At 63.2% G+C, this 20,181-nt stretch carries 36 protein-coding genes; 4 read left to right on the forward strand and 32 right to left on the reverse strand.

The genetic code is table 11. From position 1 onward, the window contains the following. Nucleotides 1–540: 540 nt before the first annotated feature. The 13 genes from ACFQT0_RS19395 to ACFQT0_RS19455 all read right to left on the reverse strand — a co-directional run bounded on the left by ACFQT0_RS19395 (nt 541) and on the right by ACFQT0_RS19455 (nt 7,470). Nucleotides 541–1,386, reverse strand: a complete 846-nt coding sequence (locus ACFQT0_RS19395) for a SprB repeat-containing protein (RefSeq protein ID WP_380204784.1) — start codon at nt 1,384–1,386, stop codon at nt 541–543. A gap of 3 nt (nt 1,387–1,389) precedes the next feature. Beyond that, on the reverse strand, nt 1,390–1,836 hold the full coding sequence (locus ACFQT0_RS19400; RefSeq protein WP_380204785.1) for a hypothetical protein: 447 nt from the start codon (nt 1,834–1,836) through the stop codon (nt 1,390–1,392). A gap of 84 nt (nt 1,837–1,920) precedes the next feature. Then, complete coding sequence (locus ACFQT0_RS19405; protein WP_380204786.1) at nt 1,921–2,364, reverse strand: hypothetical protein; 444 nt, start codon at nt 2,362–2,364, stop codon at nt 1,921–1,923. 44 nt (nt 2,365–2,408) lie between these two features. Further along, on the reverse strand, nt 2,409–2,648 hold the full coding sequence (locus ACFQT0_RS19410; protein WP_380204787.1) for a hypothetical protein: 240 nt from the start codon (nt 2,646–2,648) through the stop codon (nt 2,409–2,411). 420 nt (nt 2,649–3,068) lie between these two features. Next, nucleotides 3,069–3,344, reverse strand: coding sequence for a hypothetical protein (locus ACFQT0_RS19415; RefSeq protein WP_380204788.1), 276 nt, complete (start codon nt 3,342–3,344; stop codon nt 3,069–3,071). A gap of 295 nt (nt 3,345–3,639) precedes the next feature. After that, nucleotides 3,640–4,017: a hypothetical protein gene (locus ACFQT0_RS19420; RefSeq protein WP_380204789.1), complete on the reverse strand. Its 378-nt coding sequence runs from the start codon at nt 4,015–4,017 to the stop codon at nt 3,640–3,642. Further along, nucleotides 4,014–4,298, reverse strand: a complete 285-nt coding sequence (locus ACFQT0_RS19425) for a hypothetical protein (RefSeq protein WP_380204790.1) — start codon at nt 4,296–4,298, stop codon at nt 4,014–4,016. Before ACFQT0_RS19425 ends, ACFQT0_RS19420 begins: the two co-directional genes overlap by 4 nt. Nucleotides 4,299–4,415: 117 nt before the next feature. Next, the gene (locus tag ACFQT0_RS19430; RefSeq protein WP_380204791.1) at nt 4,416–4,589 is read right to left on the reverse strand and encodes a hypothetical protein; all 174 of its coding nucleotides are present in this window, start codon (nt 4,587–4,589) and stop codon (nt 4,416–4,418) included. Nucleotides 4,590–4,622: 33 nt separating this feature from the next. Continuing rightward, nucleotides 4,623–4,868, reverse strand: coding sequence for a hypothetical protein (locus ACFQT0_RS19435; protein ID WP_380204792.1), 246 nt, complete (start codon nt 4,866–4,868; stop codon nt 4,623–4,625). A gap of 207 nt (nt 4,869–5,075) precedes the next feature. Further along, the gene (locus ACFQT0_RS19440; RefSeq protein ID WP_380204793.1) at nt 5,076–5,561 is read right to left on the reverse strand and encodes a hypothetical protein; all 486 of its coding nucleotides are present in this window, start codon (nt 5,559–5,561) and stop codon (nt 5,076–5,078) included. An 11-nt stretch (nt 5,562–5,572) separates the two neighbouring features. After that, nucleotides 5,573–5,857 (reverse strand): hypothetical protein, encoded by a 285-nt coding sequence (locus ACFQT0_RS19445; RefSeq protein ID WP_380204794.1) that lies wholly within the window; start codon nt 5,855–5,857, stop codon nt 5,573–5,575. Then, nucleotides 5,857–6,783: a DUF6712 family protein gene (locus tag ACFQT0_RS19450; protein WP_380204795.1), complete on the reverse strand. Its 927-nt coding sequence runs from the start codon at nt 6,781–6,783 to the stop codon at nt 5,857–5,859. The genes ACFQT0_RS19445 and ACFQT0_RS19450 overlap by 1 nt, the downstream gene beginning before the upstream one ends. Nucleotides 6,784–6,873: 90 nt before the next feature. Further along, entirely contained in the window at nt 6,874–7,470 is a 597-nt protein-coding gene (locus tag ACFQT0_RS19455) for a hypothetical protein (protein WP_380204796.1), read from the reverse strand. Between ACFQT0_RS19455 and ACFQT0_RS19460 the strand changes: the two genes are divergently transcribed. Further along, nucleotides 7,457–8,245, forward strand: a complete 789-nt coding sequence (locus ACFQT0_RS19460; RefSeq protein ID WP_380204797.1) for a hypothetical protein — start codon at nt 7,457–7,459, stop codon at nt 8,243–8,245. The genes ACFQT0_RS19455 and ACFQT0_RS19460 overlap by 14 nt on opposite strands. Here the strand turns inward: ACFQT0_RS19460 and ACFQT0_RS19465 are convergent. From ACFQT0_RS19465 to ACFQT0_RS19500, 8 genes are all read right to left on the reverse strand, one after another. After that, on the reverse strand, nt 8,242–8,373 hold the full coding sequence (locus tag ACFQT0_RS19465; protein WP_380204798.1) for a hypothetical protein: 132 nt from the start codon (nt 8,371–8,373) through the stop codon (nt 8,242–8,244). The two genes, ACFQT0_RS19460 and ACFQT0_RS19465, sit on opposite strands and share 4 nt — an antisense overlap. A gap of 43 nt (nt 8,374–8,416) precedes the next feature. After that, the gene (locus ACFQT0_RS19470) at nt 8,417–8,548 is read right to left on the reverse strand and encodes a hypothetical protein (protein WP_380204799.1); all 132 of its coding nucleotides are present in this window, start codon (nt 8,546–8,548) and stop codon (nt 8,417–8,419) included. A 387-nt stretch (nt 8,549–8,935) separates the two neighbouring features. After that, nucleotides 8,936–10,588 carry a hypothetical protein gene (locus tag ACFQT0_RS19475; protein WP_380204800.1) on the reverse strand — a complete coding sequence of 551 codons (1,653 nt, stop codon included), beginning with the start codon at nt 10,586–10,588 and terminating at the stop codon, nt 8,936–8,938. Continuing rightward, a complete protein-coding gene (locus ACFQT0_RS19480; RefSeq protein WP_380204801.1) occupies nt 10,585–11,265 on the reverse strand; it encodes a hypothetical protein in 681 nt (226 codons plus the stop codon). The genes ACFQT0_RS19475 and ACFQT0_RS19480 overlap by 4 nt, the downstream gene beginning before the upstream one ends. Beyond that, the gene (locus ACFQT0_RS19485; protein WP_380204802.1) at nt 11,258–11,485 is read right to left on the reverse strand and encodes a hypothetical protein; all 228 of its coding nucleotides are present in this window, start codon (nt 11,483–11,485) and stop codon (nt 11,258–11,260) included. Before ACFQT0_RS19485 ends, ACFQT0_RS19480 begins: the two co-directional genes overlap by 8 nt. Nucleotides 11,486–11,496: 11 nt before the next feature. Next, nucleotides 11,497–11,901, reverse strand: a complete 405-nt coding sequence (locus ACFQT0_RS19490; protein ID WP_380204803.1) for a hypothetical protein — start codon at nt 11,899–11,901, stop codon at nt 11,497–11,499. Nucleotides 11,902–11,992: 91 nt separating this feature from the next. Next, nucleotides 11,993–12,127 (reverse strand): hypothetical protein, encoded by a 135-nt coding sequence (locus tag ACFQT0_RS19495; protein ID WP_380204804.1) that lies wholly within the window; start codon nt 12,125–12,127, stop codon nt 11,993–11,995. A gap of 79 nt (nt 12,128–12,206) precedes the next feature. Continuing rightward, nucleotides 12,207–12,485 carry a hypothetical protein gene (locus ACFQT0_RS19500; RefSeq protein ID WP_380204805.1) on the reverse strand — a complete coding sequence of 93 codons (279 nt, stop codon included), beginning with the start codon at nt 12,483–12,485 and terminating at the stop codon, nt 12,207–12,209. Nucleotides 12,486–12,544: 59 nt separating this feature from the next. Between ACFQT0_RS19500 and ACFQT0_RS19505 the strand changes: the two genes are divergently transcribed. Continuing rightward, nucleotides 12,545–12,682, forward strand: coding sequence for a hypothetical protein (locus tag ACFQT0_RS19505; RefSeq protein ID WP_380204806.1), 138 nt, complete (start codon nt 12,545–12,547; stop codon nt 12,680–12,682). A gap of 118 nt (nt 12,683–12,800) precedes the next feature. Here ACFQT0_RS19505 and ACFQT0_RS19510 read toward each other — a convergent pair whose 3' ends face one another. The 5 genes from ACFQT0_RS19510 to ACFQT0_RS19530 all read right to left on the reverse strand — a co-directional run bounded on the left by ACFQT0_RS19510 (nt 12,801) and on the right by ACFQT0_RS19530 (nt 15,661). Further along, nucleotides 12,801–13,133 carry a hypothetical protein gene (locus ACFQT0_RS19510; RefSeq protein WP_380204807.1) on the reverse strand — a complete coding sequence of 111 codons (333 nt, stop codon included), beginning with the start codon at nt 13,131–13,133 and terminating at the stop codon, nt 12,801–12,803. Between the two features lie 54 nt (nt 13,134–13,187). Beyond that, entirely contained in the window at nt 13,188–13,763 is a 576-nt protein-coding gene (locus tag ACFQT0_RS19515) for a hypothetical protein (RefSeq protein ID WP_380204808.1), read from the reverse strand. A gap of 46 nt (nt 13,764–13,809) precedes the next feature. Next, complete coding sequence (locus tag ACFQT0_RS19520; protein ID WP_380204809.1) at nt 13,810–14,232, reverse strand: hypothetical protein; 423 nt, start codon at nt 14,230–14,232, stop codon at nt 13,810–13,812. Nucleotides 14,233–14,313: 81 nt separating this feature from the next. Then, on the reverse strand, nt 14,314–14,742 hold the full coding sequence (locus tag ACFQT0_RS19525; protein ID WP_380204810.1) for a hypothetical protein: 429 nt from the start codon (nt 14,740–14,742) through the stop codon (nt 14,314–14,316). 73 nt (nt 14,743–14,815) lie between these two features. Then, nucleotides 14,816–15,661: a S49 family peptidase gene (locus ACFQT0_RS19530; protein WP_380204811.1), complete on the reverse strand. Its 846-nt coding sequence runs from the start codon at nt 15,659–15,661 to the stop codon at nt 14,816–14,818. A gap of 206 nt (nt 15,662–15,867) precedes the next feature. Here ACFQT0_RS19530 and ACFQT0_RS19535 point away from each other — a divergent pair, with 206 nt between their 5' ends. Together ACFQT0_RS19535 and ACFQT0_RS19540 are read left to right on the forward strand one after the other, a co-directional pair. Beyond that, the gene (locus ACFQT0_RS19535; protein WP_380204812.1) at nt 15,868–16,659 is read left to right on the forward strand and encodes an acyltransferase family protein; all 792 of its coding nucleotides are present in this window, start codon (nt 15,868–15,870) and stop codon (nt 16,657–16,659) included. Further along, entirely contained in the window at nt 16,617–16,979 is a 363-nt protein-coding gene (locus ACFQT0_RS19540) for a hypothetical protein (RefSeq protein WP_380204813.1), read from the forward strand. The genes ACFQT0_RS19535 and ACFQT0_RS19540 overlap by 43 nt, the downstream gene beginning before the upstream one ends. Here the strand turns inward: ACFQT0_RS19540 and ACFQT0_RS19545 are convergent. From ACFQT0_RS19545 to ACFQT0_RS19570, 6 genes are read right to left on the reverse strand one after another with little or no spacing between them, the layout of a single operon-like run. Further along, on the reverse strand, nt 16,976–17,917 hold the full coding sequence (locus ACFQT0_RS19545) for an alpha-L-fucosidase (protein WP_380204814.1): 942 nt from the start codon (nt 17,915–17,917) through the stop codon (nt 16,976–16,978). The genes ACFQT0_RS19540 and ACFQT0_RS19545 overlap by 4 nt on opposite strands. Next, the gene (locus ACFQT0_RS19550; protein WP_380204815.1) at nt 17,839–18,126 is read right to left on the reverse strand and encodes a hypothetical protein; all 288 of its coding nucleotides are present in this window, start codon (nt 18,124–18,126) and stop codon (nt 17,839–17,841) included. Before ACFQT0_RS19550 ends, ACFQT0_RS19545 begins: the two co-directional genes overlap by 79 nt. Further along, on the reverse strand, nt 18,126–18,299 hold the full coding sequence (locus tag ACFQT0_RS19555; protein ID WP_380204816.1) for a hypothetical protein: 174 nt from the start codon (nt 18,297–18,299) through the stop codon (nt 18,126–18,128). The genes ACFQT0_RS19550 and ACFQT0_RS19555 overlap by 1 nt, the downstream gene beginning before the upstream one ends. Beyond that, the gene (locus tag ACFQT0_RS19560) at nt 18,293–19,576 is read right to left on the reverse strand and encodes a hypothetical protein (protein WP_380204817.1); all 1,284 of its coding nucleotides are present in this window, start codon (nt 19,574–19,576) and stop codon (nt 18,293–18,295) included. Before ACFQT0_RS19560 ends, ACFQT0_RS19555 begins: the two co-directional genes overlap by 7 nt. Nucleotides 19,577–19,588: 12 nt before the next feature. Beyond that, entirely contained in the window at nt 19,589–19,990 is a 402-nt protein-coding gene (locus tag ACFQT0_RS19565; protein WP_380204818.1) for a hypothetical protein, read from the reverse strand. A 41-nt stretch (nt 19,991–20,031) separates the two neighbouring features. Beyond that, on the reverse strand, nt 20,032–20,181 hold the full coding sequence (locus ACFQT0_RS19570; RefSeq protein ID WP_380204819.1) for a hypothetical protein: 150 nt from the start codon (nt 20,179–20,181) through the stop codon (nt 20,032–20,034).

Consider the following 20,181-nt stretch of genomic DNA (forward strand, 5'->3'; position numbering starts at 1 on the left):
AGGCCCAGGGCCTGGTAGCCGACCGCCCGGCAGTACACCTCGTGCAGCAGCACGTCGTCCGGGCCGCCCAGGTTGATGGGCTCGCTGGTGCCATCGGTGTAGGTAACCCGCATTTGAAAGCGCATGCCGTTGCTGGCATCGCGCACCAGGTAGTACAGGTATTCGGGCTGGTCGGGCAGCGCCGTTTTAATGGGCGGCTCCCACGTCAGGAAGGGCATCACGGCCGACTGGTAGGTGTCGAAGAAGGTACCGCTGCGGGCCTCGAAAAAGCTGAGTCCGCCCAGTACCACGTAGTTCTGCAGCAGTTCGGCCGTGCCCGAGCGCACCGGTGGCTCGCCGAAGCTTTCGGCGTGCTTGAGGTAGAAGCGCCGGAACATGGGGTCGGCCCGCATCAGGTTGGTGGCGCCAACCGGCGGCACGTGGTGGCGCAGGAACACGTCGAGCAGGGCCTGCACTTCAAACACGGTGCGGCCCTCGCGGTCGGCCGGCTGCTCGAGCACACTGCCCACCTGCTCAAAGTCGCCGCTCAGGTAGTCCTTTTCAATCCAGACCTCGCACAAAAACGAGAGGTGGGGCTTGGTGGTGGGATCCTGGCGGTAGGCGCTGCCGGCGTCCAGGGCCAGGGTGATGGGGTTGCGCGACCAGAAAAACTGGTCGAGGTTGACCACCAGGCTGGACTTCCTTGGTGCAGCCCAGGATGTCGGTGATGACGCACGAGTGCGGGCCCGAAGGCAGGTCGGTGCGGGTGCGGCTGGTACTGCCGTCGTCCCACAGGTAGGTGTACACGCCGGTGCCCCCGCTCACCTGCAGGGTCACGTCGCCGCCGGCTTTCTCGATGACCACCACCAGCTCCGGGTTAGAGCCCACCAGGATGGTGGCCCGGGCGATGGCGCCGCTGGGCACGTCGGTGACGGCCAGGCGGTAGGTGCCGGCTTTGACCAGGCTGCGGTTGAGGGTGGTCGCCCCATCCTCCCAGAGGTAGGTGAAGGGGCCGTCCATGCCGCTGGTTTGCACCAGGATGTCGCCCGAGCTGTCGCCGTAGCAGGTGCAGCCCACCACTTGCGAGGTGAGCACGAGCGTGGTCGACACGGTGGTCACGCCGCCGTTGCCGTCGTGGAAGTAGCCCAGGCGGTTGGGGCCGTTCACGTAGACAAAGAACTCCTCGGTGGTGGGGCGGCTGTAGTCCTGGGGCGGGTCCATGGTGGAGCCGCTGCCCTGGTCGTAGGTATAGTCGCCGCCGAGGGGAAAGGGCACGCGCACCGGCACCCGGGTGACGGTGTCAAAGTCCGAGCGGGACGCGGCAAAGGTCTCGCCATACGACTGGTCGTAGTCGCGGTCGCCGAAGGTGCCGGTGCTGGTCCAGATTAACTTAAGGGGGATGAGCATCGGTTACTGATTAAAAGCGGCGGGATTGTATTTCAGGCCGGCATTGGCGGGCGCGATGATTTCAAAGTCGAAGCGGGTCCCGTACCAGGTGCCGTCGTGCAGCGGGCCCACGGCGTCGGCCAGAATCGAGCCGATGGGCCAGCGTATTTTCAGGTTGTTCTCGTACTCGTGGCGGGCGGCGGCCATCATTTCTTCGCCCGAGAGCTCGGTGCGGTCCAGGATTTCCCAGGCATCCACGCCGGCCGCTTTCTGCTCGAGCAGAAAGAAGGCACCCCGGCACTGGCGGGTGTAGTTGTCGCCGTTGTTGTCGGCAAACTGCGTCTGCAGGCTTTCGAGCACCAGCACCTGCTCGCCGGCATTGGGCTTGGTGGCGCCCGAGCAGGGTGGTCTGCATCTCCAGTAGGTCCATCTGCTTCTGCAGCGGGTCCACCGAGACGATGATGCGGGCAAAGCGGGGCGAGTCGTCGCGGTGACGGATGCGATGGTGCGTCGTGGCCAGGCCCTTGAACAGGGCCGCGTATTCGGAATTGCGCATTACGAGGGATTTTGGGACTTGAGGCGTTGGAAATCGACGGCGGCATCCTGCATGTCGGCCAGGATGAGGCGCAGGGGCTGGGCCGCGGTTTGCTGCACCGGGCCGAAGGCGCCGCCGGAAAGCTTGCGCAGCACCCGCTCCCACTGAGGGGCCTTTTGCGGGCCAGCGGTGGTTTCCTCCGCTTCGGCGAATACATCGGGAAACTCCACGGCCAGGCGGGCGCGGCAGCCGCGGTACCAGGTGAGCACGGCCAGCTTCTCGAGGTCGTTGTGCACGCCCGAGAGCAGGCGGGTGCGGAACTCCAGGCGGTGCTCGTTGAAAGGGACGCGCACGTCGCCGTTCCAGTCGGCACTTTCCGGGTTGGGGTTGCGCTTGCCGGGCCGGTAGAGCACGGCGATGAACTTGTCCAGGTGCTCGGGCCGGCGGTGCAGGGCGTACTGCACGAAGAAGGTGTCGGCGAAGATGAACTCGCCGAAGGTGACGTTGCTCAGGTGGGCGCGCGGGCCGTGCCAGGTGGCGGTGGGCTCGGTGCGGTGCCGACCCGGGATGCGCAGGGTGGGCAGCAGCGCGCCGTGAGCAGGTGGTCCTCGGAGGTGAGGAAATTCACCAGCGGCAGCAGCTGGGCCAGCACGTCGGCCGGCAGCCCGGTGAGCACAATGAGGGGAAAGCCTGTCAGGATGGCCAGCCACTCGAGGCGGGAGCCGGCATGCTGAATGGGATTGTGCAAGAGCGCCAGGATGGCCAGCAGCGCCTGCGGCTCATCTCATTCCAGGTCGAGGGCACCTTTTTAACCTTAGCACCGATTTGTAGGGTTTCCATGCCCCGAAATTGCCGGACCCTGCCACGGTAGAAAAGGACACAAAAAAGCCCCGCCGGGTGGAGCGGGGCTTAGTCATTCTGCGCCTCAATGGGCCCGGTCGAATGATTCCGGGTTGCGCGGGGGTATATCAGCGGGGCCTTCCTGCTTAGCTATTGCAGGTGTTCGCACAGGTCGGCACTAACATCACACCGCCATACAAGAGCGGTGGCAAGGCCAGTCGAGGGTTTCGGCCCCTATCGGGGGATGGTTCAGAGGAAGGCTGCTCGTTTAGCTGCGGTGGACAAATTATAGTAACGGCCAATTATCCTTTACACGAAAGGATAGATTTTATAAGTCCGGGTCGAGTTCGCGGATGCGCTTCTCGAGGCCGCCGATAATCTGCACCAGCTGCATTTCAAAGGCGCTCACCGGCATGAGCGGGGGAACATTGTAGCGCTTGAACAACTCGTACATCACCACGGTGTCCATAAACACCGGCTCGGCCAGCGGTGGCTCCAGCTGTTTCTCTTCTGCAGCCGGTTTCGACTCCTCATCGGTTGGCGCGTCGTCCTCAAACGGATTGCGGCCGAAGCCAATGGGCACGGCACTTTTAGGTTTAGCCATAATTGTAGTCGAGCAAGCCGGGGAAATCGCTGCAAACACTTCTGGGCCGTTCGCCCAAAGCATGGAGGTCACGCTCCTCCTCTACTCCCCGGCCGTTTTCTGACGGCCGGGGCGAACGTGGTAGTATCTCCAGAAGTGTTTGCCCTGCAAATGTAAGAAAAGAAACAGCCCGCCGGCACTGGGTGCGGGCGGGCTGGTAAGGGTGCTCAGCGCGTCGGGAGCTACTACCACGTTCAAGAGGCTGGGGCCTTGCGACTACCCAACTCCCGCCGTGCTGGCCCACAAATATACAGCGTTAGAGCAAGGGCACCGCGGGAAGTTTGCCCCGCACCCAAAACCCGAGGACGGCCCCGCCCAGCAGGAAGAGTCCGAACACCCACCAGGCCGTACCCGCCTGCTTGCTGCTGGCATCACTGCCGGCGCCGGTCGCCGCGGTGCCGCGCTTCTGCCCCGCCTTGGTGTTATCGGTGGCTGCCGAGGTGGCCACGTGGCCGGCGCCGGTCTGGGTGGTGAAGGTGACGGGCCCTTCGAAGGTCACCTTCTTGGCCTGGAGCACGGTGGGCGGCGGCACCGAGTCACTGGGCAAGGCCATGGGCGCCCGCCAGGTCTCGCGGGCGCAGCTGCTCACCAGCAACTGACAACTGACAACTAACAACAACAGGAGCCGGCTCATTTCTTGATTCGGAATAAAAAGTAACTGCCTTCAAATACGCCGCCTCCGCCGGCTTTCACGGCGAGGATGGCCAGTGCCCACACCTGGTAGCTTTCGCTGGCCAGCGCGGCGCCGAGCATCATGGCACCCACGAGGTATGCCGTCAGGTAGAGTGAGTCGGCGAAGTGCCAGAAGTCGGTGACGAACACGAGCACCGTCGTGCTCAGCCAGAACCGGGGCCGCTTGGCGCCGGCCTGCCAGGAGCCCGGCGCATACTTGTTGAGCCAGGCTGGTGCGGGCATCAAACCAGGGGCCCCAGCTTTCGAAGATGTTGTTGCCGGCTTGGTGGGTGAGCGTGTCGATGCTGGCCTTCGCGACGAAGGCCAGCACCAACAGCCAGCTGGCATGGAGCAGCAGCACTACTTGCTGCGGTTGACGATGCCGGCGACCACGAGCCCGATCACGCCCACGGCCAGGGGCACGCAGGAGAGGTAGCTCACGAGGGTGGCCGGCTGATTCGGCGTGTAGTCGACGAGGATGCCGGTGAAGCCGATGGCCAGCAGGGCAACGGCGATAAGGGTAAAGGATTTCATGGTTTTTACTTAAAAGTGAAATGAGAAAATGACTTAGTATTTGGGGTTGTCGACGACGTTGGCCACGGCCGCGACCATGCGCTTGAGCCGCCAGTTTTCATGCACGCCCTCGCCGTCGCGCTGCAGGGCCCCTCCCCCGCCGGTGTTGCCGCCCACGGCCCGGCAGGCGGGGCCGGCGCCCCACAGAATGAGAGTTTCGACGTGGCAGATGGCCGGCCGGCCCCAGGTGTAGCCGAGCACGTCGCCCGGAGCAGGGGGCGCGGCCGGCCACCGGTGCACCGCGCCAGATGGTGTGGGCCTTGTCAAACCAGGACCGGGCGGCGCCGAAGCGCGGCACGAGCAGCCCGGCCCGGCGCATCACGGCCACCACGGTCCACGAGCACCATGCGTCGCCGGGCCGGCCGCCGGCCTCCCGGATGAGGGCCTCCACTTGGGGGCCGCGGTTGTAGCCGACCTCCCGGATGCCGACCAGCTTGCGGGCTTCGGCTACAATGCGGGCACGGAGCCCGGCACGGCGGTCATCGCCAGCGTCAGCATGTGCGCGACCAGGTACAGCAAGTAGGCCAAGGAAACCAAGCAGAAGGATAATCTGACGCATCGGATAAGGAAAATGAATTGGGCAACTTTGCGGCGCTCGACGAGCTGCGCCAGGCGGTTGGGATAAATGTTGGCCTCGTCGTAGAGCGGGGCCCGGAGTTCGTCGGTGAGGTTTTCGAAGAGCTTGCCTTCGCTCTCCAGGCACTCGGCCTGGTAGTCTTTGAAGCGGGGAAAGAACTTCTCGTAGGCGTACAGCCCCATGTGCAGCGTGCCGGTGCCCAGGATGGCTGCCAGACCCAGGGCGTTGAGCACGTCGACGTTGAAGCCGGCGGCGGTGGGGTCGATGAGGCGCAGGGCCGGCGGCAGCAGCAAAAAGATGAAGCCGGTGATGACCAGGCCGGCGGTAGCGCGGCGGATGTAGTGCGGAATAGCCATGAGCGTATGAATTATTGCGGTTTTCGGGCCGTGTCCAGCAGCCACTTGGTGAACAGGTCGCGGACAAAGCCCACGTCATTGCCGATTTTCTCGAGCTTTTCTTTCGTGGCCTCCTCCCGCAGGTCCATTTTCTCCTGCAGGTGCTTGATTTCTTTCTGGTTTTCGAGGCCCAGCTTCAGCGCCGCATCCACCCGCTCCTTCGTCTGCTGCTGCTGGGCGTGCGTGCGGGAGGTGTACATGTTGTAAATGCCTGCCACCACGCCCAGCGCCGTCAGAACCTTGAAGAATAATTCCATTAAAAGAGCCGGTAAACGCGGGTGGTGGGGAGGTTGCGGGGTTCAGCGGGCGCCGGCTTGGTGTAAGCGCTGGAGCCGAAGTAGGTGGCGAAGCGGCTGGCCGAGGCCGTGCTATCGAGGTAGGTGGTGAGCCGGCGCAGGTGGCGGGCGCCAGTCATCAGCGCCTCGTTCATCTTGTTGCGGAGCAGCTGGTCCAGGCCGGCGTCGGCTTCCTTGGCGTTGGCGTCGTCGACGCGGGCAATGGTGAGCTCGATGCCGTCGCCGGCCAGCTTGAGGCCCAGCTCGGGAATGGCGTGCCCGATGGTCAGGCTGGCCAGCGCGGGGTACACGTAGGTGCGGAGCAGGTTTTCATTGTCCGACGTGAGGGTGCGGGTGCGCACCTGGTCGCGTAGCTCCTGCAGGAAGTCGGCTCCGAGCACGCGGCCCACCTCAAACGACTCGAGCCGGCGGCGCACCGGGCCCAGGCCCAGGAACACGGGGCGCGAAGCCGAGATGTTCTCGTACTCCTGAAAGTCGAGGGTGTGGGTGAACAGCTCCCGGCGGTGGCGCTGGCCGGCAGCTGACCCGGCCCAGCCCTGCAGCGGCACCGACACCTCGCGGTGGTCTTCGAGCCATTGCAGCAGGGTGTCCAGGTCGCTCTGGCCGCGACGCTCGAGCGTGGCGCGCAGCTGATTCACCTGCCACTGAAACGCGGTCTTGCTCGTTTCCGTGGTCATGATGTGCACACCGGTGCCGCTGATGCTGACCTGGTGCCCGGCCAGGCCGGCGGCGGTGCCGAGGCGGGCGATGGGGGCCTGCACCAAGCGCAGTAGTTCGGCAGCCAGGCTGTTGGCATCGGTGCGGTCAAAGTCCGGGGCCAGGTAGGATGCCTCGAGCCAGTCGTACAAGCCGGGGCCCAGCAGCGTGCGCACGGTGGTGTTTTCCACCGTGCGCAGTTCCTGCTCGATGGCGGGGGATTTCGTTGGCGTCCAGGCTCACGAAGTCCTTCAGCTCGGCGATGGTGTTGAGCAGTGACATTAGGCGTCGGTTTTAGGCGTGGACTCGGCAGGCTTGTCGAGCGTGTTGATTTCGGGGTTCAGGAAGCGGAACTCCAACTCGGGGTCCCAGCCGTTGTAGTCGCGCACCAGGTTGAGCACTTCGAGAATCAGGTCCTGGTGGAAGCTGTGGGTGTTGACAAAGAGGTTGCCGGCCACGCGCTTGTCGGACCCGGAGCCGGCGCCCATGCCCTTGCCGGGGCTGATGCCGCTGAGTGTGGGGTCCACCTGCAGGGCGGTGTAGATGTGGGACGAAGCTTCCTGCGAGTCCTCCACGTACAGGCCCGACTTGATTTTGTCGTCGATGGGCGTGATTTTGAACACGCTGATGGGGCTGCCGCCGTTCGGGTCGGGCATGGTCACCGACAGGATGGACTTGCCGGCGCCGTTGGTGCCGCTCATCGTCTTCTCGAAGGCATCCAGCTCCTCGCTGATGAGCTGCTTGCGGTCGCCCTCTTTCTTCTCGCTCCAGTCCGGGTACTTCCACTCCCAGTAGCGCACGTCGGCCTCGATGAGGTACTTGATGGAAAGCTGGTTGATGAACAGCTGCTTCTTGAACTCGGGGATGGCCTGGGCCACGTCGAGCCAGCCCGACTTGCGGATGGGGTTCCACGCCGCCAGCCTGGTACAGGGCCTGGCCGGGGCTGGGCAGCGAGAGCGGGTAGATGTATTTGAAGCCGCGGGTGTCGTTGCGCAGGGCTTCGGCCGCGCCGTAGTAGGGGTCGAGCACCGGGACCGTGGTGGTGAAGCCGTCGTTCGGCTTGGCCTCGGGCCAGTTGGCGCTGATGTACACGTTCTGCGGCACGGCCTGGCCGGCTTGCTGCGCCGAGTAGCGGCAGAAGGCCGTGTCCTGGATGCAGAGGCTGGTGATCTGGCTGCGGTCGTTGCTCAGAATCAACTCCGGGAAGGCATTGGCGAAGTAGTGCAGGCCCTGCAAGCCCTCGAAACCGAAGCGCGCCAGGTTGGATTTGCGGAAAAACTCCTTCACCACGTTGTCGTTCACGCGCTGAAATATCTCCGAGCCGTCCGGCTTGAAGCCGATGACCTTGCCGTAGATGATGCCCTTGCCGTACACGGCGCGGGTTTTCCAGTCCAGCACCGGGCCGACGATGGTGCTCTTGGCGATTTCGGCCATCACCTGCTGCGGGAAGTCGTTGTTGTCGCCCCAGGGCGCCACGACGTTGCTGATGCCGGCCTTGTCCACGGGCGCCGTGGGGATGGCGCCACCAACGGGGCCGGTCGCCCCGCCCTTGCTCGGGCCGGCGGCACCGACGGCGCCGTTGAGCCGAACCATGGCGCCGAGGCCGCGGTGGTAGGCCATGCCGTTGCCGGAGAATACGAGTTGCGTCATTAGATGTAGACTTTGCGCCCCGCGACGTGCGTGAGCAGGTAAATGTGAATTTTGACTAGGGCGCCGGTGCGGGTATCGACCAGGTTGCGGGTGGCGTTGCGCCAGTGGGACGGGTCTTTCGGCACCGGCACCTGGCCGTCGGCGGCGACGTCGGCGCGGGCCGCGTCGGATTCTTCACCGGGCCGGGGCCGGCGCAGGCTCGGCGGCGGCCTGGCGGGTGCCGCGGCCGATGCGCGCGGCCGGCAGCACGCCGATATCGCCGCCCGTTTTCCGGCGGCGGTCGCACTTCACCCACTTCACGGCCACGGGAGCGGGGCCGTCTAATAGGTCAAGGGCATCTTTTAATCGAATCGTAGCTGGTTCCATTGGTGCCACGAAGTAGCACGCGCACCGAGGCAGGAAAAAGGACACAAAACCGCGTTTTCTGCCCCGAAAAGGCACAAAAAGCCAATCTCACTGTCTATGGCGTTTCCAGCGCGCGGGCCGAGTTTTGGGGTGCGACGGCGTTTTAGAGTCTCACGAGTCGAGCAGAAGACCCCTGCTTGCACTGTCGCAGTTTGGCAGTTGCCGGGGGGCGCCTCGGGGATATCTGCCCAGGTTTCCCCTTTTGGCTTCGTCGAGCGCTACAAACAAAAAGCCCCGACCGGTGAGGTCGGGGCTGGTGTCCGAGTGGTGACCGAGTGATGCCCGGGCCTAGCTGCTCACGATGGTGAGCATGCTGAAGTCGACGCCGGCATTCACCACGTCGGTACCGACGCTGAGCAGATGCTGGTCGACGTTGTCGGTGTAGTGCGTCGCATGCTCCTGCGGGAAGCTCTTCTTGCCCTCGCTCTTCTTAATCTTCTTGATGTTGCCCTTGGCATCCTGGCCTACTGGGGCCAGCAGCATGGCCGTGACCACGTCCTTGCAGTTGACCTTGTTGAAGCGGATGCGCGTGAGCTTGGGGTCGCGCTCGGCCAGCAGCTTCTGGGCCAGGAGGTAGCGGGTAGCATGGTCCGGGGCGCGCCCGATGTTCATCCTACGAACCTTCCATCCCTTCTTATGGAAGGCATTGATCAGGGACTGGTTGAGGGTGTACTTACTATCCTCACGACGGGAGTCGCCCCGCTCACTATCGGGTAGTAGTTCAATCTCCCGCTTCAGGTGATGGCCATAGTAGGTGGTCACGTCATCCACCAGGCTCATCGATGAAGGCCGGGTGCTTGACGTGAAAGCCCTTGAGGAAGCGGTACTCCCCTTATCCGGATGGGGCTGCCCGACGACCATGGTGGTGATTTCGGCGCCCCAGTCCACGGATATTCGCAGGGGCTTATGGGAACGGCAGTCGCTGTCCATGCGACTATCGTGCTGGCCCAGCTTCTGCAGGTTGAACTCCAGGCCCAGCACGAAGTTGTCATCAGCGCACTCCACCACGTGGCGGGCCTGGTTGAGCTGCGGGTAGAAACCACCCTCTACGGTCGTAGGCCGGCGGTTCATCATCTCAATCAGGAAGGTGAAGTCCGTCATGAAGCGCCGCTGGTCGAGCAGGTACTGCAGCCCCAGGTTGTGGATGTTGTCGAAGGCATTGGCCTCCGAGTAGAAGGTGCCCTTGTCCTTGACCGAGGGGAAGTAGCTAACCTCCCGCATCAGCTTCAGCACCTCGATTTTCCAGATTTCGAGCTTTTCCTCGTCGGTTTTGGCGTCCAGGAAGCGCACCTGAGCGTCAATCAGCTCGTTTTGGCGCGCCACCAGGTCAATGCCCTCGTCCTCGTAGTACTTCGACTTATCGAGCAGCCAGCGGCCGTTATCGCCCCAGGGCATCGACGAAAACAGGAATACCCCGTGGTGCATCGGGTTTTTGCCGAAATACTGGCCGTTGCCGCGGTTGGTGGCCGACAAGTCGGCATCGAGCTTCTGCTTGTCGAAGAGCAGGGCCTCGTCGCCGATAAAGCCGTCCACGTTCAGACCCCGCGAGGCCGAGCCGCCGGCATCGAGCGACACCAGGTGGAAACCGGTGCCGTTCTTGAAAATGATGAAGTGGTCGTAGCTCAGCGGCCCTTCAAACGGCCGGTCCCAGTTAAGCGTGGGCGGCGGCTTGCGGCCGATGTAGTAATCCCGGTTCAGGCGGTAGCCCAAACGCTCGAGGCTGGCCACGGTGGAAGGCAGCGTCCGGGTGAGCACCTGCTTATAGGTCGAGCCGACGATGACCCAGCAGGCGCGGGGCATGGTCGACACGATTTGGTGAATGTCCCAGGCGATAATCGACGACTTGCCGGTGCCGCGGCCCCAGACGCTCACGCCCTCCTTTTTGCGGCGGGCGGTGACGTAGCGCAGGGGGCTGGTTAAACGAAAGTTTGACCTGGTCAACGATTACCACCCGGGACCTCCTTTCCACTGGTTTCGGCCAGCATCACCTGCATGGCGTCCGCCCCGAACACGTTTTGCTGCACGGCCTCGTTGACCAGCTCGAAATCGGCATCGGAGATGTCATCGAGCTTGCTCAGGTCGAGCACGCGCGTTTTGCGGCCCTCCACGCTCAGGTGGATGTTGTAGGACGTGTTGCCGCTGCTGCTGCCCTCGTTCTCGCCGGCGGCATCGGCCCGCAGCAGGCCCGAGACGTTGGCCTCGAACTTCATGGCGTTCAGGGCCCCTTTCACGTCCGGGGGCCGCATGGTGAGGCACAGCTGAATCAGCTTGCGGGCAAACTCAAGCAGCACGGCCCGCCGGCCTTCCTTTTTCACCTTTTTGACGTCGCCAAACAGGTTCTGGGCGTCGCGCAGGCGCCGGTAGCACGTGGCCCGGCTGATGGAGAATTGCTTGGCCAGCAGCGGCCAGGCCATCTCAAAGGAGTGGTAGTTCAGGATAAGCCCATACGCGGCCTCGAGCTGGCTGTGCACCAGCTGGTCGGCGCGCGTAAGGCCGGCCAGTCCCGGGCCCTGCTCGTCGTGGTAGGCCGCGAAAATGCGCTCCACCGCCGTCGAGGACGGAAGCACCACCTGGTCAGCGGCGGGCAGGCTGCTAACGGAGGGCAGCGAATTACTCATGGGGTTGGGGGTTAAGTTTTGAGCGGATAAGGGTGATTTCGGCCTCGGCCGCAGCCAGGTCATCGGCGCGGGCGGGGTTCTTGCGGAGCTTGGAGCGCTTGCTGAGCAGGTTGGTCAGGCGCTGGCGCAGCTCGCCGGCGTCGGTCACCTCGGCCGAGGCCACGGGGCCGGGCAGGCGGCCGTGCTCGAGCACGTGGGCTTCGGCCTCCTTCAGCTTCATCTCCTGCTCCGTTAGCTCCAGGATGCGATAGGCCGCGGTGTACCGGGCTTTTTGCCGGCGCGCGGGGCCGTCAGGTGCGGGTGCGTGTGGCTGCGCTCGTCGCGCACGGCTTTGAGCTGCCGGCGGACATCGGCCAGGGCCGGCGCAGCGTCATGGGCCACTAGCCGACATGGATGTCGCTCAGTGGCCGGTGGCTCCGGAGTGGGCAGTGGCAGCTTCAGCTCCACCACTTCCGCCTGCGCCTCCCCTACTAGGTCCTGCAGCTCACGCTCGAGCACCTTCCGGCTGTAGTCGTTCTCGCCCAGGCTGAATAGCTTCTGGTAGGTTTTGCTGGGGCCCACCTGCGCGTAGAGGGCCACGCCCTGGGCGAAGGGCCGGGCCGAGGCCAGCCAGGCGGTGATTGCTGCTAGTTCCATGCCCCGAAGTTGCCGGCGCCTGCCACGGGATAAAAGGACGTAAAAAGGCCCCGATGCGCCATGCACCGGGGCCTTTTCCCTGAGTTCACCCTTACTTCGATTTCGCCGCCGGCTTTCGTTTTCGTCGCGGGATTAAGTAGGTGAACTTCGGGTCTTTCACCAACTCATCCGCTTCGGCCAGCGTGAGCGTGCACAGGTCTATCGTGCGTCCCAGGCGTTGAATCACTATTCGGGTAGGTACGATGGAGGCGCGGTACTTGGCGGCGACCTCGGGCGTGAGTGGTGAAGTTCCTTCGCCATCGCGCTTAGGCCGCAGCCGGCTTCATCAATACATCACCTTCGTAGATGTAAAGACCGTTGGCATACGCCTCACCTTTCACGATGAAGCCACGACGGCCGCTCGAGAGCTTGCCCGAGTCGTAGCTCGGAGCCAGCTCTACCGGCAGGCCTTCGGCGCCCACCTGCAGGTAGGTGCCATCGGCATCCGGCACCAGCATGATGAGGCCGAGGTTTTTCACCACGCGGGCGAATTCCAGGGCCTTGGCCTTGTTGCCGGGGTGAAAGCCTTCGAAGGTCACCTTCACGCCGCGGCCGTCGCGCTCGCCGACGATGTCCGCCTTGAGCCTGGTTCGAGTCGAGCGTGATGTACTGCTTGGTCCAGCCCTTGCCGGGTTTGAAGGTGTGGTCGGTGATGATGCGCGCCGTGTCGCCAGGGGCTACGCCGGTTTTCGGCGCCTTGGCGATGGTTTCGAAGTCCGACTCCAGCGCGGTCAGCACGTAGCCGAGCAGGCCGGGCGTGTTGTCAGCACCATCGGGGCCTTCGAGGTTGTTCAGTTCGAACGTATTCATTGAATAGTTGATGAAACCGTGAGTAATTGATTGAAACGCAGGGCCGACCCCTACGCCTTAGCCTCGGTTTTCTCCTCGAGGAGAACGAGGATGCCCGAACCCGACTTAAGCAGGCTTTCCACCAGGCTCTTATCGGTTTTCAGGTCTTCGGCCTTCACCAGCTTGCCCTCGACCGTGAACTGGCCGGCGAGTACCTGGTAGCGCTTCTTGTCGTGGGTGAGGACCGGCAGCGAGCCAGCACCTTGAATTTCGGCAGCCGCCAATTGCTCGGTCTGGCCTTCGATGATGGCGTCTTTCGCCTCCGACTCGGCCGTGATGGCGGCGAGTTGCTTTTCCAGTTGCTCGATTTTCTGCTCGGGCGTCAGTTCTACTTTTGCGGCCATGTTGGGGCTGAATTTAGATTCTTGAAAACGACTTAATTCTTTCTCTTCCTGCATTTAACTAACCAGTTTGGGCCTCCCTACCGAAGTGGGGAGGCCCAGTGGACTTAGACAGTAGCTAGGTCCTGGTCGTTGGTGAACACGGCCTCCAGGAGCGGGAAACCCACGCCTTTGTAGAAGTCCGTGAAAATGGCCACCTGGCGCTTGGCGCTTTCGATGCGCACAGTGCGGGTGTTGGCCGTCTTCTTGGTCAGGCGCTTGCGGTTCGAAGCAGGCGTAGCCCAGATTTTCGCTGAGCTGCCCATCGAGGGCAGACCTACCACCGAGTGGCCGGTGAACTCCACCGGGATGCGCACCAGGCTCCGTGCCGTTGCCGGCGATGATGGGCTTGGGAGCCGTGGCGTTGGTGTCCGCACCGTACTTCTTGGCGCGGCCCTTGGCGTAGCGGCGGGCCAGGGTGGGGTTCATGGCAATTTCCATGGCCACGCCCTGGTAGCGCTGGCTGAAGCCTTCCACGAATGCTTCCACGTAGTCGCAGGCAGCTTCGATGTCGGTCGGCATGGCACCCAGCACCTGCGGGGTGATTTTGCCGGCGGCCACGGCGCGGTTGATTTGGATGCGGATGCCATCCATGCCCGTACCAGCGGCACCGGCAGTGCCGGCGGTGGGTGCTACGGCCTTACCGAAATAAATTTCGTTCAGGCTCGTAATCCTCGTCCATCTGGCTGTACACGTGCTCCTCTACGAGGTAGCGCACGAAGGGCCACTGGGCGCGGTCCAGGTTGTTGTCGGCCAGGAAGCCGAGCCAGGTCGCCTCGAGCTGGTCAGGCGTCTCTTCCAAGTCAACCTTGAAAGGGAACTGCTGAAGCAGGATGGGCGTGGCGGTGAGGGTACCCAGCGGGGTCCAGCCCTTTTGGAACGGCTGCAGGATGCGGCTCAGGCGGGTTTGGGCCATCTGGTACGACGTGTCGTCCGTGGGCAGCAAACCGAACAGGGCCTCGGTCTGCGAGGAGATGTACGGGCGACGCAGCAAGCGCTGCACGTTCTGACCACCGTCGCGGTAGTAGTTACCGTACTCGGTGATGATGTCAGCAATGTTCATCGACATAACTAAACTAGTAAAAGGGTGGAATGAGAGGCTTAATCAGCCCGTTGAAAACTGTTGGTGGGGATGGCTAAAGGCTTAGCCGAAGAGGGGGTGACCGCTCAGTGCCTTGTTGTGGGGCAGGGAGTCGATGGCCTCCTGGTGGGCATCGGGCTCGCCTTTCTCGACGTCGCTCGTGCCGGCGGGCAACACTGCAGCGCTGTGTGAGGCGCCGGGCTTCAGATCGTACTTGTCGGCCTTCACCTTGTAGGCGTCGCGCTCAGCCACGAGGGCCGAAACTGAGTCCACACCGGCAGCCGTGAGGGCTTCGGTGGTGGCAGTGATGGTTTCCTGGGCTTCGGTAGCCGCCTGCTCCGCGGTGTCCACGCGGCCGGCCTTCTCGGTCAGCTCCGTAAACGTCGCCTCGTTAATCAGCTGGGCACCTTTGATGCCGGCCTCGGCCAACTCGGTGTTGGCGGCAATGGCCTCCTCCGCCGAAATGGCGTCTTTGCCCACCAGCGCCAGCATGGCGGCGCCGAGGGTCAGCGCGGGGGATTCTTTTGAAAAAGCTTCATGGTATGAATGGAAAAAATGGGTTGAACTAAGAGCGGCGGGCTTGAACCAGGCGCACGCATTCGCCCAGGGCATCCTGAAAGGAGCCGAGGGCGTCGATGAGGCCGATGTCGCCGGCCTGGCTGGCGAAGAAGGTTTTGCCGGCCGAGGCGCCGGACTTTTCGAAGAGCTTGGCGTCGAGCCGGCTGCCACGGTTGGCTTTCACGGTGGCCAGGAAGCCGGCGGCAATCGAGGTGAGGTTGGCCTGCACGCCCGAGTAGTCGCCCGCGCCGGCCGCGGCGAAGTCCGCATTCTTCTGGGTGCTCTGCTCGGCGTACACCTCGTGGAACTTGACGCCCATCTTCTCGAAGTAGGGCTTGGTGTCCATCCAACTGGCCATCACGCCGATGCTGCCGATGGTGCACGTCTCGTGCGTGGCGATGATGGTGTCGGCTGCGGAGCCGATCCAGTAAGCGGCTGAGCACATCAGCCCGTCCTCGCACAAGGCGACCACGGGTTTGCCGGCCGCCTGGCAGGCTTTCACGCCGTCGACCACGCTCTGGGAGCCGAATACCTGGCCACCGGGCGAGTCAATTTTCATCAAAACCGATGAGATGTCGGTGTCTTTGGCGGCGCGCTGGAGGTCATTGGCCAGCGACATCAGCCCGCGCGGGCCGCACTCCTGGTCGGCCTTCATCAGGGGACCCGAGAGGCCCATCACCCGCACGATGATGCCGTCGTCTGTGCCGCCGGTGGCCCCACTCCCGGCCTGCTGCCGGGCTCCATAGGCCACAATGCCTGACGTCCCCACCACGCTCACGTTGTAGTCGGACGGGGCTGCCGCGGCGCGCAGGCTCGGCCAGGTTCTGGCCGGTGGGCAGCGGGGCACTGCCACTCAGCAGCCCGGCCAGCAGGGGCATGTAGGACTGCGCGTGCTCCAGGGAAATGGCCCAGGGCGAAGCGGATAAGCGGGAGACGAGTGCGAGCATCTTTCAGGATTGATTGATGCAAAGCTGCCCGCAGCCCAAACCTGGAAAAAGGACACGAAAAAGCCCCGCCGGATGGGGCGGGGCTTTCCTTTGGGTACGCGACCTTTGCCGTATGGGAATACTTCGATTACTATTGGCGCTGTCCGTATTGGTGGCGCATTCGGGTCCGCTGTTCGGGTTTCAGGCGGTGGGCGGCGAAATCGCCGTGCAGGCCTTCTTCATGATTTCGGGCTTTTACATGGCCCTGGTCCTCAGCGGCAAGTATGGACCCGGCACCTACGGTCTGTTTATTTCCAACCGGCTGCTGCGGCTTTTCCCCGTCTACTGGGTGGTGCTCGCCCTGACGCTGGGCGTCAGCTTCACCCTGCTGGCCCTGGGAGCCCTCCCACCCAAGCTGGCGGACTGGCAGGCGTTTGGACCGGCACTCGGCTGGAGCGGGAGCCTCGCCCTGGTCTGGGCCAACCTGTTTATCCTCGGCCAGGACGTGCTGCTGTTTCTGGGTTTGAACCCAAGCACCGGCCGATTCTTCTTCACGCCCGACTTTCTGCACACCCAGCCACAGCTGTGGAACCTGCTGTTTGTGCACCAGGCCTGGAGCCTGAGCCTGGAAATCATGTTCTACCTGCTGGCCCCGGCCCTGATGCGATGCCGCACCCTGCCGCTGGCCGTGCTCCTGCTCTGCAGCGTGGGCCTGCGCGTTGCCCTGGTGCAGCAAGGGTTTGCCAGCGACCCGTGGAGTTACCGCTTCTTCCCTACCGAGTGGCGTTCTTTCTGGCCGGGGCCCTCGCCTACCGAGCCTACGGACGGGTTCCATTCCAGTCTTTGCCCAAGTGGCTGCCCGTTCTGGCCCTGGCCGGGCTGGTGGGCTTCACCCTGGCCTACGGCTGGCTGCCGGGCGGGCTGAGCAAGCGCCTGGCGTACTACGGCTTCTTTGTAGTGGGCCTGCCCTTGGTATTCCACCTCACCAAGCGCCACCGGCTTGATGCCGCCGTGGGGGAGCTTTCCTACCCGCTCTACATTGGCCACGTGCTGGTGCTGCTGCTCGTGCCCTACGTGCTCGGCGCCATGGGCCTGCCGGCTTCCTGGCTGGTGCCGGTGTTTGTCGGCAGTTCTCTGGTGTTTGCCGCCGTCCTGGTGCGCGGTGTGGCCGAGCCCATCGAGCGGGTGCGCCAGCGCCGCGTACAGGCTGCAGCCAAAAAGCAGGAGGCGGAACTGGTCCATTAGCGAGCGAAGTTGATTTGCGCCATGTAGTCGAGCGTCTGCTGCACGATGGTGCCGTAGCGGTCGATGATGATGTCCACCAGAATCGGCCGCTGGGCCTGCTTGCCCAGGTTCACCGTGGCTTGAAAGTCAGCCGGCGCGGAGGGTGTGAGCAAGGGCGGCCGTGGCGGGCTGGGCCATTGCAGCGGGCAAAGTTCGTCGTAGTTGTACCACTGGTGGCCGGCCGGGGTGGAGTAGGGCGTCAGCACGAATTCCTGGCCCACGTAGTAGCTCTGCCCACCGTAATTCCGGGTGGTGGAAAGGTAGGCCGTGTTGTTGCCAAACGGCGGCAGAGCGTACTGCTCTGTGCTGCCCACGTCGTAGGGGAAGCGCTCGGACGAAAACTCGTTTTCCCCGGCGTGGTTGCCGATGATTACAACTTTGGGGTTGATGGCCTTGGCGGCGTTGTAGGTCGCCTGGCTCATTTTTGCCGTGGAGCCTGTGCCCTTGTCCATCCACAAAATGGGCACGGGCCAGCGCATGAGCACGTACTGGATGAGCCGGCACTGGTAGTCTATCCACTCGTCGTAGCGGGGATGGCTGGCCAGGGCGTTGTTGTTGTAATTGAACTGGCCGTTGAAGACTTCGATGTTGCCGATTTCATTCATGTAAAAGCCCGGCGCAATGCCATACTTTTTGCAGGCCGCCAGAAACTTGTCCAGGATGTTATTGTCGGCCGTGCCAGGGCGCACATTGTAGGGCCCATCGGGGTAGCGCGGGCTGACGAAGTTGCTGCCGTTCGGGCCACTGGCCATGTTGACCGGAGCGAAGTTGCGGGGTACCGGGTGAGGGAATATTTCAAAGCCGTACTCTTCCTGTATCGTCAAAATGGCGTACTGAAAACCCAGGTCTTTGAGCTTGCGCATCCAGGTGTCCACGTCCAAGTTTTGGGGGTTGAACATGGTGCGGGGGCCGGCACGCCGCCGGCTTGGTTCAGGGCCAGGCCCCAGTCCCCGCCGTAGTAGGTCGTCATGTTCCAGCATATCAACGCGCCGTGCGTGTACGCTTCGTATTGGGCAACCTCGGCCGTTCGCACGGCCGAGGGGTAGAAGTTGCCTTTGTCAATCACTTTGCCGGAGAACGGCGCGGGGTAGAGGGCGCGGTTTCTCACTAGTAAGCAACGTAAGTAGGTGTGGCGGCCGTGGCGTGGTGAATGCCCACGCTGTCGAGCAGGTTGCCGTTGAAGTTCCAGTCGGCCATCACGGCGTTGATGAAGCTCACGCCGGCCATGGTGTTACGCACGCCGCTGTTGAAATCTTCGGTGATTTCGGCCGGCGTTAACACCCTATTTGCGAAGGCCAGCACGTCCAGACCCGCGCCAGTCGATTGCTGGTAGGCGTGGTCGGAGCCAATGGCCACCGGACCAACGCGGAAGGTGCCGCCCGTTTTAGTGGAGGCAAAGCCGCCGGGGCCGGGGTAAAGGTGCCGGTGGCCAGGGTCCCGTTTACGTAGACTTTTATGCCCCCTATGCCGTCATGCGTGACAGCCACGCGGGTAAAGTTGGTCAGGGTCGCAATGGTGTCAGTTTCGTAGTAGGCGTACCCGCCACTGGTGGCCTGGTCTCCGAAGTACACCGCGATGGTTTTCTGGCCGCTGGCCTTGTGCGCCACGGCCACGTCCCAGCGCCGCCCATTGGCCTCGTCCAGGCTGCGTCCCAAGCTCAGGTAATTGCCCTGAGCCGGCACCTTCACCCAAAACAAGGTGCTGAAAGCCGAGGAGGCAAAGTCAAAGTCCGAGGCGCTGGCCACAGTGAGATTTTGCGCAGCCCCGTTAAACTGGTAGTACTTGGGCACGTCGTTCTGCGGATTGGCCCCGCTTTGAATGGAGCCGCCTTGTAAGAGCGTGTAAGCGGAATCCGAAGCCCCGGCGGCTTGGCTCTTTACGCGGTAGAAATACGTGGTGGACGCCCCCACCGTAGTGTCGGTGTATTGGGTGGTGCTGCCCGAGTACACGGTAACCAGGCCGGTGCTGAAGGCCGAGTTAGTGGCGCGCTCCAGAACGTAGTTCGTGGCGTTGGCCCCGGCACTCCACGCCAGCGACACCGCGCCGGAGCTGGTCAGGCTGGCGGCGAAGTTGGTGGGCTGGCCCACGACGACCGCTACGCCAAACTTGGGCACCGAAGTCACGTTGACCAGGGTCCGCACCGAAAGGTCGGCGGTAGGGTTGTAGAAGGTGAGCAGGAGGTACTGGCTCGTATCCGGGTAGCCCTGCACTACGAATTTGGCGCCGCCGTTGACACTCCCGTCAAAGGTGACCGGCGTGCCATCGGTTTTCACCAATACGGTGATGGTGGCGTTATCCACGTTGCCAGTGCCGGCGATGCTGAAGTTTATCGGGCCGGCCTGAACCACTGACATGTACACCTCGTGGCTGTCAAAGGCCAGGGTGGGTGTAAAAGGCCGAACTACCGCGCCGGAGCCGGCGCTGGTGCCGCCCAAGGTTTCGGCGTAGTCGAGGATGGAGGACAGGCCCAGGCGCAGTTCTTCGGCCGTGATGCTGGTGCCAGAGCCAAATAGACTGAGCAGGGAGATGTTGAGGCTGTTACGCGCTGCGGTTGCCATTATAAACAGGAATTAAAGGGTTTTGAAATCAGAAGTAGAAAAATCGGCAGGCGCAAAATCAGCCGTGCCCGTGGGGGTGGTGGTTACTGTCTTGGCCGGAATGTTGGGACTATCAGCCATGCCGCTGGCCAGGCGACCCGCAGCAGCTTTGACGCGGAACTTCCACTGACCGGGGCCGTGGGCATTGTCGTCCACACTGATGGCCGCATAGAGCTGGTAGGTGCCCCCGAGGTAATTCACCTCCAGCTCTGAGGTACCCAGCGCATGCTGAGCAGTCAGGATGCGCGTGGAGGGGTCGAAGCTGGGGAAAGGCGCATCGGGCGTGACGCTGGCCGTGGCGTCGGGCGCCACACCTGTAAAGGCTTCGGAGTTGGTGAGTGGGACGCCGTCGGGCATGTTGCCGGAGCCAGCCACGTAAACGGCCAGCCCGTTTTTAAGCACCGGCCCAACCACCTTCAGGTAGATGCGTCCCCCTGCGGATAGCTGTTGGTAGCGTCCAGGTACACTGGACCCACGACCCCAGGCAGCCCGTTCACTTTGTACTGGGCAAACAAGGGAAACAGCGGATTAGGCACGAAGCTGAAAGTGTCCCCGATATCGTTCAC

The sequence above is a fragment of the Hymenobacter humi genome (assembly GCF_042665855.1).
GTDB classification, from domain to species: Bacteria; Bacteroidota; Bacteroidia; order Cytophagales; family Hymenobacteraceae; genus Hymenobacter; species Hymenobacter humi.

What these genes read in the sequence shown, in the direction of transcription:
- ACFQT0_RS19445 (WP_380204794.1), bottom strand. Translation starts at nt 5,857, where the DNA reads ATGGAATTATTCTTCAAGGTTCTGACGGCGCTGGGCGTGGTGGCAGGC.
- ACFQT0_RS19525 (WP_380204810.1), bottom strand. Translation starts at nt 14,742, where the DNA reads ATGCTGGCGCTGGTGGGCAAAGACGCCATTTCGGCGGAGGAGGCCATT.
- ACFQT0_RS19460 (WP_380204797.1), top strand. Translation starts at nt 7,457, where the DNA reads ATGGCCTGGGCCACGTCGAGCCAGCCCGACTTGCGGATGGGGTTCCAC.
- ACFQT0_RS19430 (WP_380204791.1), bottom strand. Translation starts at nt 4,589, where the DNA reads ATGAAATCCTTTACCCTTATCGCCGTTGCCCTGCTGGCCATCGGCTTC.
- ACFQT0_RS19510 (WP_380204807.1), bottom strand. Translation starts at nt 13,133, where the DNA reads ATGGCCGCAAAAGTAGAACTGACGCCCGAGCAGAAAATCGAGCAACTG.
- ACFQT0_RS19415 (WP_380204788.1), bottom strand. Translation starts at nt 3,344, where the DNA reads ATGGCTAAACCTAAAAGTGCCGTGCCCATTGGCTTCGGCCGCAATCCG.
- ACFQT0_RS19480 (WP_380204801.1), bottom strand. Translation starts at nt 11,265, where the DNA reads ATGAGTAATTCGCTGCCCTCCGTTAGCAGCCTGCCCGCCGCTGACCAG.
- ACFQT0_RS19505 (WP_380204806.1), top strand. Translation starts at nt 12,545, where the DNA reads ATGTACTGCTTGGTCCAGCCCTTGCCGGGTTTGAAGGTGTGGTCGGTG.
- ACFQT0_RS19545 (WP_380204814.1), bottom strand. Translation starts at nt 17,917, where the DNA reads ATGTTCAACCCCCAAAACTTGGACGTGGACACCTGGATGCGCAAGCTC.
- ACFQT0_RS19440 (WP_380204793.1), bottom strand. Translation starts at nt 5,561, where the DNA reads ATGGCTATTCCGCACTACATCCGCCGCGCTACCGCCGGCCTGGTCATC.
- ACFQT0_RS19395 (WP_380204784.1), bottom strand. Translation starts at nt 1,386, where the DNA reads ATGCTCATCCCCCTTAAGTTAATCTGGACCAGCACCGGCACCTTCGGC.
- ACFQT0_RS19515 (WP_380204808.1), bottom strand. Translation starts at nt 13,763, where the DNA reads ATGGATGGCATCCGCATCCAAATCAACCGCGCCGTGGCCGCCGGCAAA.
- ACFQT0_RS19560 (WP_380204817.1), bottom strand. Translation starts at nt 19,576, where the DNA reads ATGGCAACCGCAGCGCGTAACAGCCTCAACATCTCCCTGCTCAGTCTA.
- ACFQT0_RS19485 (WP_380204802.1), bottom strand. Translation starts at nt 11,485, where the DNA reads ATGAAGCTGAAGGAGGCCGAAGCCCACGTGCTCGAGCACGGCCGCCTG.
- ACFQT0_RS19520 (WP_380204809.1), bottom strand. Translation starts at nt 14,232, where the DNA reads ATGAACATTGCTGACATCATCACCGAGTACGGTAACTACTACCGCGAC.
- ACFQT0_RS19535 (WP_380204812.1), top strand. Translation starts at nt 15,868, where the DNA reads ATGGGAATACTTCGATTACTATTGGCGCTGTCCGTATTGGTGGCGCAT.
- ACFQT0_RS19490 (WP_380204803.1), bottom strand. Translation starts at nt 11,901, where the DNA reads ATGGAACTAGCAGCAATCACCGCCTGGCTGGCCTCGGCCCGGCCCTTC.
- ACFQT0_RS19420 (WP_380204789.1), bottom strand. Translation starts at nt 4,017, where the DNA reads ATGAGCCGGCTCCTGTTGTTGTTAGTTGTCAGTTGTCAGTTGCTGGTG.
- ACFQT0_RS19425 (WP_380204790.1), bottom strand. Translation starts at nt 4,298, where the DNA reads ATGCCCGCACCAGCCTGGCTCAACAAGTATGCGCCGGGCTCCTGGCAG.